The sequence below is a fragment of the Streptomyces sp. NPDC054961 genome (genome assembly GCF_053609145.1).
The window spans coordinates 146,478-158,156 of the sequence record NZ_JBSGWY010000005.1 but is presented as its reverse complement, the minus strand read 5'-3'; the positions used below and the strand labels follow the sequence as shown (position 1 = coordinate 158,156).

The window sequence follows — 11,679 nt, the reverse complement described above, 5'->3', positions numbered from 1 at the left end:
AGGTGCGTGCACGGGCCTTGACGTGATCTCCGGTCATTGTCACATTCATCAGTGTCAAGTTACGGGCGCGTACGGCTCTACGGACGGACGGCTGGCATGGCTGGGGACACCAAGCAACGCACCACAGGACTCTCCGCCGAACTGCGCGGGTTCAAGGAAGTGCAGCGCCTCTCCTACGCGTGCGCGGAGGCCGTCGCGGCGCAGCTGCGCCCCGGCGTGACCGAGCGCGAGGCCGCGCGGATGCAGCGGGACTGGCTGCGGGAGCGCGGGGTCCGGGACTGGTTCCACATGCCGTTCGCCTGGTTCGGCGACCGCACGGCCTTCACCGGCTTCAAGATCCCCCTGCAGTTCTTCCCGACGAACCGGGCCCTGGAGCCGGGGATGCCGTTCATCCTCGACATGGCCCCGGTCTACAAGGGCTACACGGCGGACATCGGGTACTCCGGCAGCCTCGGTCTCAACCCGGTGCAGGACCGGCTCATGTCCGACCTCAGGGCCCACCGCGCGCTGATCCTGGACCAGGTGCGCGAGCGCCGCTCCCTGCGCGACATCTACGAGGACGTGGAACGGCTGATGATCAGCCAGGGGTACGCGAACCGCCACCGGGCCTATCCCTTCGGCGTCATCGCGCACAAGATAGACCGGGTCAAGGAGCGGCACTGGTCGCCGACCGCGTTCGGGTTCGGCACGCAGGCCCTGAGGGGGCTGGCCTCGGACGCCCTGCACGGACACCGCGAGGGCTGGTCCCCGCTGTGGAGTCCGTACCACTTCTCCGACCATCCGCCGCAGCCCGGCCTGTGGGCGGTGGAGCCCCACCTGGGCTTCCGGGGCACCGGCGCGAAGTTCGAGGAGATCCTGGTCGTCACCGACTCCCGGGACCCCGAGGAAAGCGCGTTCTGGCTGGACGACGATCTGCCGCACGTGCGGCGCTGGGCTGAGGAGAAGGCGGCATGAGCGGGACGGCATTCGGGACGGCATCGGGCCCGGCGTTCGCGGGGGCGCGCGAGCGCTGGGTGAGTACGGGCGGGATCGAGCTGTGCGTCGTCGAACTCGGCGACGCCCAGCTGCCGACCGTGGTCCTGGTCCACGGGTACCCCGACAGCAAGGAGGTCTGGTCGGAGGTCGCGGAGCGGCTGGCTCCCCACTTCCACGTCGTGCTCTACGACGTACGGGGCCACGGACGCTCCACGGCCCCGCAGCCGCTGCGCGGCGGCTTCACCCTGGAGAAGCTGACGGACGACTTCCTCGCGGTGGCGGACGCGGTCAGTCCGGACCGCCCGGTGCACCTGGTCGGCCACGACTGGGGTTCCGTACAGGGCTGGGAGTTCGCGACGGTCTCCCGCACGGAGGGCCGGATCGCCTCCTTCACCTCGATGTCGGGCCCCTCCCTCGATCACTTCGGGCACTGGATCAAGAAGCGGATGGCGCGGCCCACCCCGCGCCGGGCCGCCCAGCTCCTGAACCAGGGCGCCAAGTCCTGGTACGTGTACATGCTCCACACCCCCGTGCTGCCCGAGCTCGCCTGGCGCGGGCCGCTCGGAAAGCAGTGGCCGAAGATCCTCCAGCGGCTGGAGAAGGTCCCGGCCGGGGCCTATCCCACGGCCTCGCTGTCCTCCGACGCCGCCCACGGCGCCTGGCTCTACCGGGACAACATCCGGCCGCGACTGCGCCGGCCGCGCGCCGACGCGTACGCCCACGTGCCGGTTCAGCTGATCACCCCCACCGGCGACGCCTTCCTCTCCGAGCGGCTCTACGACGAGCTGGAGCTGTGGGCCCCCGACCTGGTCCGGCGCACCCTGCCGGCCAAGCACTGGGTGCCCCGGACCCGGCCCGACCAGCTGGCCGCCTGGATCACCGAGTTCGTCACCTCCCGGGAGGAGCCCGCCACGCGGGTGCCCGAGCTCAAGGCCCCGGGCAAGTACGCCGACCGCTTCGGCGGCCAGCTGGTGCTGGTCACCGGAGCCGCCAGCGGCATCGGCCGGGCCACCGCCTTCGCGTTCGCCGAGGCGGGCGCGCGCGTGGTGTGCGTGGACCGGGACGCCGAGGGCGCGGTGCGCACCGCGGACATGGCCCGCCTCGTCGGCTCGCCCCAGGCCTGGGGCGAGTGCGTCGACGTCAGCGACGAGCAGGCCATGGAGAAGCTCGCGGCGAAGGTGGCCGCCGAGTACGGGATCGTCGACGTCCTGGTCAACAACGCCGGGATCGGCCTGTCCGGGCCGTTCCTGGAGACGAGCGCCGAGGACTGGAAGAAGGTCCTCGACGTCAACCTGTGGGGGGTCATCCACGGCTGCCGGATCTTCGGCCGCCAGATGGCCGAACGCGGCCAGGGCGGCCACATCGTCAACACCGCCTCCGCCGCCGCCTATCTGCCGTCCAGGACCCTGCCCGCCTACAGCACCTCCAAGGCGGCGGTGCTGATGCTGAGCGAATGCCTGCGCGCGGAACTGGCTTCCCAGTCGATCGGCGTCTCGGCGATCTGCCCGGGCATCGTCAACACCAACATCACCGCCACCTCCCGGTTCACCGGGGTGGACGCGGCCGAGGAGAAGCGCCGCCAGCAGCGTTCCTCGCGGCTCTACGGACTGCGCAACTTCCCCCCGGAGAAGGTCGCCGACGCGATCCTGCTCGCCGTGGTGAAGAACCAGGCCGTGGTCCCGGTGACTCCCGAGTCCAAGGGCGCCCTGTGGATGTCCCGGTTCGCGCCGGGCACCCTGCGGCGGGTCGCGAAGCTGGAGCCCAAGCTGTGAACGGGCCGGTCCGGCCGGGGGTCCGGGCCGCCCCGTACCCGCGCGACGACCCCCAACTGCCCGGCTGGCCAAGGTCTTCGCGGCGCGAGCGCAACCGCGCCGTGGCCACGGGGCCGCAGTCCGTCCGGAGAGAGCCCGGCACGGCCATACCCCGCTCCCTGCGGCGGTCGTACCATCCCTCGCAGGAGCGCTCGCCGCGCAGGGCGGTCGGGTGCCTCGCGGCTTCGCCCGCCGCCCGCTCCGCCGCGGGCGCGGTCGGCCGGGCCGCGATGTCGTAGGGAGCCGGGATTGTCCGATCAGGCAGTAGCCGAGTACCGGATCGAGGATCTGGCGCACCACAGCGGTGCGACCGTCCGCACCATCCGGGCGTACCAGGACCGCGGTCTGCTGCCGAAGCCGGAACGGCGCGGCCGCTCCAACGTCTACCGGGACACGCATCTGGCGCGGCTGCGCCAGATCGCCGACCTCCTGGACCGCGGGTACACCCTGGCCTCCATCAAGGAACTGCTGGAAGCCTGGGACGCGGGCCGCGGGCTCGGCGGTGTCCTCGGGCTGGTCGCCGAGGTGCACGGGCCGTGGACGGACGAGGAGGCGGCCCGGATCAGCCGGGACGAGCTGAACGAGCGGTTCGGCGGCAGGCCCGACGACGACGCGGTGGGCGAGGCGTGCGAGTTGGGGGTGCTGGAGCGGATCCCGGGGTGCCCGGACCAGTTCCGCGTGCCGTCCCCGCAGGAGCTGGCGGTGGCCGCGGAGCTGTACGCGGCCGGGGTCCCGCTGCCCGCGATCACCGGTCATCTGCGGGAGCTGCGCGGCCAGGTGGAACACATCGCGTCGCGCTTCCTGGAGTTCACCACGGAACACGTCTTCGCCCGCTACCTGGGCGACGTTCCTCCGACGGACTCGGACGCCGCGGAGGCCGCCACGATGGTGCGGAGGCTGCGGCCGCTGGCACAGCAGACGGTGGACGCCGAGCTGGCGCGGGCGATGCGGCTCTTCGCGACCCGGCACCTGCAGCGGCACCTCGGCGCCGGCGGGGTGCCCCAGCCCTCGGGGCCGGCCCCGGTGGCGCTGCCCGCCGAGACGGTACGGGCGGTGCAGGACCTGGTGGGCCCCGACCACGTCGCGGAGTTCGTCCGGGCCGCCACGGAGCGGGAGCTGCAGGCCCGGACCATGAACGATCTGGCCAGTCGGGGCGGCCGGTAGTGCTCGATCAGTAGTCCACAGGTCGGATCACGCCTTTGCCTACGAAACCGGGCCAAAGAGCTGTGGACAACTCCGGTCACCCTGTGGGGAACCGCGCCTGCGGCTCAGCTCGCGGTCTGGTACGCCGTGCCGGTGGCTCGGGTTTCGGCCACCGGGACGGCCAGCTCGGCCGGCTCGCTCACCGGCGTCTTCGAGGAAGAGCGCCCGCTCCCGTAGAGCAGCGCCGCCAGGCCGAGGCCGAGCATCCCGCCGAGCAGTTGCGCGACGACGAAGCCCGGCAGCGACCGCGGGGCGATGCCGGTGAAGGAGTCGCTGAAGCTGCGCCCGATGGTGCCGGCCGGGTTCGCGAAGGAGCCGGAGGAGGTGAACCAGATCGCGGCGGCGATGTACGCGGCGACCGCCGCCGGGATGAGCTTCGGACGTCCCGTCCTGCCCAGTCCCTGGATCACGAGGACCAGCCCGGCGGTGGCGACGACCTCTCCGACGAGCAGGTGCCCGCCGTCGCGGACCTGGGTGGAGAAGGTGCCCGGCGTACGGCCGAACATCGCCTCGGCGAGGACGGCTCCGCCGATGGCCCCGGCCGTCTGGGCCACGGCGTAGACGAGGGCCTCGCGACCGCCGAGCCCTTCGCCGCCGGTGCGGCGCCCCCACCAGGAGGTGAGGGTGACGACGGGGTTGAGGTGCGCACCGGAGAGCGGCCCGAAGAGGGTGATGATCAGCCCGAGGCCGACGGCGGAGACGAGCGAGTTGGCGACGAGGGCGACTCCCGTATCGGCGGTGAGGGCGGCAGCCTGGATCCCGGATCCGATCACCACCACGAGCAGGGCCGCGGTGCCGATGAGTTCGGCGGCCGCGCGGCGCGGCAGAGACGTGCTGGTTGTCATGGTTTCTCCCCCTGGGGTGACGTTCAGCGGAAAATATATTCCGTATCTTGGAAACGTGATAGAGGGAGTCCAGGTTCGACGGAAGGGCGAAAATGCGCTGCGCCGGACCCGGCCGACCCGGCACGCTGGGCGAATGGATGAAAGACGCACCGTGAAGGTGTCCAAATACGTCTCGAAACACCTGAGGCATCAACCGGAACGCATCGGACTGGTGCTCGACCCGCAGGGCTGGGTCGAGATCGACGACCTGCTGAGCGCGGCGGCCGCGCACGGCTTCCCCTTCAGCCGGGCCGACCTCGACCACGTCGTCGCCGCCAACGACAAGCAGCGCTTCGCCGTCGACGGCACCCGGATCCGGGCCAGCCAGGGCCACACCGTCCCCGTGGACCTGGACCTGCCGGAGGCCGAACCGCCCGCGTACCTCTACCACGGCACCGTCGCCGCCGCCCTGGACGCCATCCGTGCCGAGGGGCTGCGCCCGATGGCCCGCCACCACGTGCACCTGTCCCCCGACCGGGAGACGGCGACCCGTGTGGGTGCCCGGCGCGGCCGGCCGGTCGTCCTCAGTGTGGACGCGGGGGCGATGCGCGCCGCCGGGCACGTCTTCCGGATCAGTGCCAACGGGGTCTGGCTGGCGGATGCCGTGCCCGCGCGCTTCATTCGCTTCTCGTAGCCGGAATTCACAGAGGGATTGTCAGATCATCCCCCTACCCTGTTCCTCATTCCGGGATCTGTGAGGGGGGACCTCGCGGTCGCCGAACACGCCACACCAGCACCCGAGGTGACGCACCATGACGTCCGCACAACCGACCCCGTCCGCCCGGGCCGAAGCCGAAGCGCACAGCGCGGCCGCGGCCGCCGCCGAAGCCGAAGCCGAAGCCGCCGAAGCGAATGCCGCGGCCGAAGCCGCGGCAGCCGACTCCGGCTCCGACCCCTCGGCGAACACCTTCCAGGTCGATCTGCGCGGTCTGGTCGACCTGCTCTCCCACCACCTCTACTCCAGCCCGCGCGTCTACGTCCGCGAGCTGCTCCAGAACGCCGTGGACGCCGTCACCGCCCGCCAGGCCCTGGACCCCGAGGCCGAGATCCGCATCCGACTGTCGGCCACCGCGAACCAGGTGACCATCGAGGACAGCGGCATCGGCCTGACCGCCTCCGAGGCCCACTCCCTCCTCGCCACCATCGGCCGCAGCTCCAAGCGGGGTGGTGACCACGGTCTGGAGACCACCCGCCAGGAGTTCCTCGGCCAGTTCGGCATCGGCCTGCTCGCCTGCTTCGTCGTCGCGCGCCAGATCCGCGTCGTCACGCGCTCCGCCCGCGACCCCCAGGCCGCGCCCGTCGAATGGCTGGCCACGGACGACGGCTCGTACACCGTTCGCGAGCTGCCCGCCGACGCCCGCACGGAACCCGGTACGACCGTCGTGCTCGAGGCCCGGCCGGGCGCCGAGGAGTGGCTCGCCCCGGCCAAGGTCGCCCTGCTCGCCCGCGACTACGGCTCCCTCCTGCCCTACGACATCGCCTTCGACGACGGCTCCGGCGCCGAGCCCCGCCCCGTCACCGACCGGCCCGCCGTCTGGGACCGCCCCTTCCCCACCCCGGCCGGCCGCCGCGTCGCACTCGCCGGACACTGCGCGCAGCTCTTCGGCTTCACCCCGCTCGACAGCATCGACCTCGACCTGCCCGTCGCCGGAGTGCGCGGAGTCGCGTACGTCCTGCCCGAGCCGACCAGCCCCGCCCACCGGTCCGGACACCGCGTCCACCTCAAGGGCATGCTGCTGACCGACAAGGCCGACAACCTGCTGCCCGACTGGGCGTTCTTCGTCCGCGCGGTCCTCGACACCGACACCCTGCGGCCCACCGCGTCCCGCGAGAACCTGTACGACGACGAGACCCTGGCCGCCGTGCGCGAGGCCCTGGGCGTCCGCATCCGCGGCTGGCTCACCGAGCTCGCCGCGAGCGAACCGGAGCGGCTCGCGGCCTTCCTGAGCGTCCATCACCTCGGCGTGAAGTCGCTGGCGCGGCACGACGGGGAACTCCTCGGCCTGATGCTGCCCTGGCTGCCGTTCGAGACGAGCGACGGCTCGATGAGCCTGGAGGAGTTCGCCTCCGCGCACTCCGAGATCCACTTCACGCGCACGGTCGAGGAGTTCCGCCAGATCGCCCCGATCGCGGCGGCCCACGGCCTCGGCGTCATCAACGCCGGGTACACCTACGACGCGGACCTGCTGGCCCTGCTGCCCAGCGTGCGCCCGGACCTCGTGGTCACCGAACTGGACGCCGGAGCCGTCACCGAGCGCCTCGACCCGGTCCCGACCGCCGCCGAGCTGGCCCTCGCCCCCTTCCTGGCCACGGCCCGCACCCGGCTGGAACCCCAGAGCTGTGACGTCGTCCTGCGCGCCTTCCAGCCCGTCGCCGTCCCCGCGCTCTACCTCGACGACCGCCAGGCCCGCCAGGAACGCGACCGCACCGCCGCCCTCGACAGCGCCGACTCGCTGTGGAGCGGCATCCTCGGCGCGCTGCGCGGCTCCGCACCGCGCGCCCGCCTGGTCCTCAACCACAACAACCCGCTGATCCGCCGGATCGCCGCCCTTCCCGACGAGGCACTCACCGCCACCGCGGTCGAATCCCTCTACGGACAGGCCCTGCTCATGTCCCAGCGGCCGCTGCGCGCCGCCGACTCCACCCTGCTCAACCGGGCCTTCCTCGGGCTCCTGGAATGGGCCACCCACCCCACCGCCACCCGGGAGGACGAGAAGTGAGCACCATGACGCGCGAGGAGATCGAGCGCGGCCTGGCCGAGAACCGCCAGGCGCCGGGCGGCGCCGCCCGCAACGCGCACGCCGAGGCACTCTCCGCCGCCGCCGAGGCGACCGGGGACCGCGAGCTGTTCCGCGACGCCCTGGACGCCCTGATCAACGCCTACCTGTACAGCACCGAGTCACCGAAGATGCTCGTCCCCTTCGCCCGGCTGCTCCAGGAGTACGACAAGGACCCCGGCGCCTTCTCCGAATGGGACGCCCACTCACTGTTCTGGCAGTTCAAGTGGGTGGCCACCGCCATCAGCAATTCCCCCGAGGTCCCGCTGGAGTCCGCCACCGGCTGGCTCGACGAGATGGAGCGCCGCTACCGGATCGCCGGCTACAGCGAGCGCCCCGTGCGCGAGTCCGAGCTGTGGCTCGCCGACGCGACCGGCGACGACGAGCGCGCCGGTCAGGCCTACGCCCGCTGGCAGGCCGCCGAACGCGACGACATGAGCGACTGCCACGCCTGCGAACTCAACGGCCAGGGACACTACGCCGTGCTGCGCGGCGACGACGCCGAGGCACTGGAGGTCTGGCAGCCGGTCCTGTCCGGCGAGCGGACCTGCGCCGAGGAGCCGCACCGGGTGCTGGCCAGCTCCCTGTTGCCGCTGGTGCGGCTCGACCGGTTCGACGAGGCCCGCTCGGCCCATCTGCGCGGCTACCGCCTGTCCCGGGGCAACGAGAGCCTGCTGCCCTCGCTCGGACGGCACATCGAGTTCTGTGCCCTCACCGGCAACGAGTCGCGCGGCCTGGAGATCCTGGCCGAGCACGCGGCCCACGTGGCCCCGCTCGCCAACCTCTCCGACCAGCTGGCCTTCCACGGCGGCGTCCTCGTCCTGCTGCGCCGGCTGAGGGAACTGGGGCACGGGCAGAGCCCGGCCGTCCCCTACGAAGGGGCCCCGCACACCGTGGCCGAGCTGTACGAGGTGCTCCGCGCGGGCTCGCTCGACATCGCGCGCCGCTTCGACGCGCGCAACGGCTCCACCCGGATCTCGGAGCGGTTCCTCGCCCGGATCGACCGGACCCCGCTCACCGCGGTCCTGCCGCTGGGCGTACGCAGCTCCGCGCTCACCGCGCTCCCGGAGGCGGAGCCCGTCCCCGGGCGGGTGCCGGCGTACGCGCCGGCTTCGACTTCGACCGCGGCACAGGCACAGGCCCCGGCACAGGCCCCGGCACCGGCCGGCGGTTTCGCCGAACTGGTGGAGCGGGCCCGGGCGGCCCGGGACGCCGGACACCCGGGATCGGACGCCCTGTGGGCCGAGGTGGCGCTGCGCCCCGAGGCCGCGGCCGATCCGCTGGCCGCCGCCGACGTGGCGGACCACCGGGCCCTGGCGGCCGCGCGGGCCGGGGCCGCCGGAGCCGCCGCACTGCTGGAGGGCGTACGCGACGGCTACCGGTCCGTCGGGCTGGCGGAGCGCGCGGCGCTGGCCGAGCTGCGGCTCGCGACCCTGGCGGCGCAGTCCGGTACCGGGGCGCAGGAGCTGCGGAAGCTGCTGGCGGTGGCCCTGCACTCCGCCGAGGCGCTGTCCGAGGACGAGCCGCAGCGGATCCGGCGCATCGCGCTCGCGGAACTGACCTCGCTGCGGATCGAGTCGTACCTGCGCTCCCTCGAAGAGGCACAGGACCACCCCGAGCACGGCGGTCACGACCACGCACGGGAGCACGGGCACGGGCACGGCGAACTCGCCGCCGAGCTCGCCGCCTTCGTCGACGCCTACGCGCCGTCCGTGCCGGACCTCGCGGCGGAGGCCGAGGAGATGCAGGGCCGCATCGCCCTGTCCGAAGGCGACCCGGAGCGCGCGGTGGCGCTGCTCGCCGGCTCCGCCGACCGCGCGGTCGCGTCGGGCCGGCCGTGGCTCGCCGTGGACCCGCTGGTGCTGCGCGCCGGGGTGCTGATCTCGCTGGAACGCCCCGAGGAGGCGGAGCAGGCCGTACGCGCGGGGCTGGCGCACGCCACCGAGGTGGCCGATCCCGAGACGCAGGGCGTCGTACGGCTCACGCTCGCCGACATCCTGATGCGCGGCGGCGACGCCGGCGCGGAGGCCGCCCGGCACGCCCTGGAGGCCTCCCACTGGTTCGACCAGGCCGGGCTCAGCGCCGACGGCGGTGCCCAGGCCCGGCTGCTGCTCGCCCGGTGCCACGCCCGTGACGGCCGTGTCGCCGAGGCGGCCGAAGTGCTGCAGTCGACCTTGCCGGACCTGCTGGAGCACGGCGAGGGCCAGGCCGCGTCCGTACGGGAGTTCCTGGGCGATCTGCTGCGCGACCTCCAGGACCCCCGGGGCGCGGCGGAGCAGTACTTGCAGGCGGCGGAGGTGGCCAAGGACTGGGAGGACCCGCGTCCGCAGGCGAACTTCGCCCAGTCCGCCGCCGACCAGCTCTCCGAGGCCCGGCTGGTGCCGGAGGCGACCGCCGCGTACGAGCGGGCCCTCGAGCTGCGGCGGCGGTCGAAGGACGCGCCGATCTCCGAGGTCAGGATCCTGCGGTCACTGGCCTGGCTCGGGCTGCGCGAAGAGGTCACCGAGGTGACGGTGGCACGGGCGCGGGTCCGGATGGACGAGGCGACGGAGGTACTGACCGAGGCGCTGGCCCAGGCTCCGGAAGACCGGGAGGCACGGGCCGAGCTCGCCGAGACCTGTCACCAGCTGGCCCAGGTGCTGGACCGGTGGGTCTCCGCCTCGGAGGACGACGAGGACGAAGAAGAGGACGGCGAAGGCGACGAGGAGCGCACCGGCCCCGCCGAGCCGTTGGGCGCGGCGCGACTGGAGGCCCTTCGGCTGGAGGAGATCGCGCTCTGGGAGCGGGCCGCAGGCCTGTATGCCGAACTCGGCACGGACCAGTTGGAGGCGCGGTTCCAGTGCGTCAACAACGCCGCCTGGACCGAGAACGAGCTCGGCCGCCCCGAGGCCGGTGCCGCCCGGGTGACGGCGCTGGTGGACGAGATCCGCGCGCTGCCCGAGGGCACGGCGCCCGAGTGGCTGCTGGAGGGTGCGGAACGCACGGCGCAGCACCTGCGGAATGCCTCGTCCTGACGCGATCCGTGCCGCTGCCACTCCCGGCTGAAACGGCCCGCCCGGTCTGAGCCCGGGCGGGCCCGGACGGGCGGGCCCGGACGGGGTCAGTTCAGCTGGGCGAGCCCCTCGGTGGCGATCTGCTCGAAGACCGACTGGTCGGCGGCGAAGTCCGAGTCGGGGATGGGCCAGTGGATCACCAGCTCGGTGATGCCGAGCTCCCGGTGGCGCCCGGCGAAGTCGACGAAGGCGTCCACGGACTCCAGCGGACGGCCCCGGTCCGGGGTGAAGCCGGTGAGCAGCACCTTGTCCAGCTCCGCCACGTCCCGGCCGGTCTCGGCGCAGGCTTTGCCGAGCTTGGCGATCTGGCCGCGGATGGCTTCGACCGACTGCTCCGGGGTGCCCTCCTCGAAGATCTTCGGATCGCCGGTCGTCACCCACGCCTGCCCGTACCGCGCCGCGAGCTTCAGTCCACGCGGCCCGGTCGCGGCGACCGCGAAGGGCAGCCGGGGGCGCTGGACGCAGCCGGGGATGTTGAAGGCCTCCTCGGCCGAGTAGAAGGTGCCCCGCTGGGAGACCGAGTCCTCGGTGAGCAGACGGTCGAGCAGCGGAAGGAACTCGCCGAAGCGATCGGCCCTCTCCTTGGGGGTCCACGCCTCCTGGCCGAGCACCGTGGCGTCGAAGCCGTTGCCGCCGGCGCCGATGCCGAGCGTGATCCGGCCGCCCGCGATGTCGTCCAGGGAGATCAGCTCCTTGGCGAGCGTCACCGGGTGGCGGAAGTTCGGCGAGGTGACGAGCGTGCCCAGCCGCAGCCGCTCCGTGGCCGTGGCGGCGGCCGTGAGCGTCGGCAGCGCGCCGAACCACGGACCGTTCCGGAAGGTCCGCCAGGACAGGTGGTCGTAGGTGTAGGCGGCGTGGAAGCCGAGCTCCTCGGCCCGCTGCCAGCGCTCGCGCCCCCCTTCGTGCCACGGGTGGACGGGAAGGATCACAGTGCTCAGGCGCATGGTCATGCCCCTGAGCCTACGACCGTCACCTG

The 11,679-nt window shown here is 73.0% G+C and carries 8 protein-coding genes; 6 read left to right on the top strand and 2 right to left on the bottom strand.

What is annotated here, in order from left to right; genetic code table 11:
* Nucleotides 1-96: 96 nt before the first annotated feature.
* From ACWF9Z_RS07795 to ACWF9Z_RS07785, 3 genes are all read left to right on the top strand, one after another.
* Nucleotides 97-954, top strand: a complete 858-nt coding sequence (locus tag ACWF9Z_RS07795) for a M24 family metallopeptidase (protein ID WP_453598569.1) — start codon at nucleotides 97-99, stop codon at nucleotides 952-954.
* Entirely contained in the window at nucleotides 951-2,747 is a 1,797-nt protein-coding gene (locus tag ACWF9Z_RS07790; protein WP_453598566.1) for an SDR family oxidoreductase, read from the top strand. The genes ACWF9Z_RS07795 and ACWF9Z_RS07790 overlap by 4 nt, the downstream gene beginning before the upstream one ends.
* Nucleotides 2,748-3,035: 288 nt before the next feature.
* On the top strand, nucleotides 3,036-3,950 hold the full coding sequence (locus ACWF9Z_RS07785; protein ID WP_356652298.1) for a MerR family transcriptional regulator: 915 nt from the start codon (nucleotides 3,036-3,038) through the stop codon (nucleotides 3,948-3,950).
* 104 nt (nucleotides 3,951-4,054) lie between these two features.
* Here ACWF9Z_RS07785 and ACWF9Z_RS07780 read toward each other — a convergent pair whose 3' ends face one another.
* Nucleotides 4,055-4,834: an aquaporin gene (locus ACWF9Z_RS07780; protein WP_453598564.1), complete on the bottom strand. Its 780-nt coding sequence runs from the start codon at nucleotides 4,832-4,834 to the stop codon at nucleotides 4,055-4,057.
* A gap of 133 nt (nucleotides 4,835-4,967) precedes the next feature.
* Here ACWF9Z_RS07780 and ACWF9Z_RS07775 point away from each other — a divergent pair, with 133 nt between their 5' ends.
* From ACWF9Z_RS07775 to ACWF9Z_RS07765, 3 genes are all read left to right on the top strand, one after another.
* Nucleotides 4,968-5,507, top strand: a complete 540-nt coding sequence (locus ACWF9Z_RS07775; RefSeq protein ID WP_453598561.1) for an RNA 2'-phosphotransferase — start codon at nucleotides 4,968-4,970, stop codon at nucleotides 5,505-5,507.
* A 118-nt stretch (nucleotides 5,508-5,625) separates the two neighbouring features.
* Nucleotides 5,626-7,593, top strand: coding sequence for an HSP90 family protein (locus ACWF9Z_RS07770; protein WP_453598558.1), 1,968 nt, complete (start codon nucleotides 5,626-5,628; stop codon nucleotides 7,591-7,593).
* Nucleotides 7,590-10,664 carry a tetratricopeptide repeat protein gene (locus tag ACWF9Z_RS07765; protein WP_453598555.1) on the top strand — a complete coding sequence of 1,025 codons (3,075 nt, stop codon included), beginning with the start codon at nucleotides 7,590-7,592 and terminating at the stop codon, nucleotides 10,662-10,664. The genes ACWF9Z_RS07770 and ACWF9Z_RS07765 overlap by 4 nt, the downstream gene beginning before the upstream one ends.
* A gap of 86 nt (nucleotides 10,665-10,750) precedes the next feature.
* Here ACWF9Z_RS07765 and ACWF9Z_RS07760 read toward each other — a convergent pair whose 3' ends face one another.
* Nucleotides 10,751-11,653, bottom strand: a complete 903-nt coding sequence (locus ACWF9Z_RS07760; RefSeq protein ID WP_453598552.1) for an LLM class flavin-dependent oxidoreductase — start codon at nucleotides 11,651-11,653, stop codon at nucleotides 10,751-10,753.
* Nucleotides 11,654-11,679 lie beyond the last annotated feature (26 nt).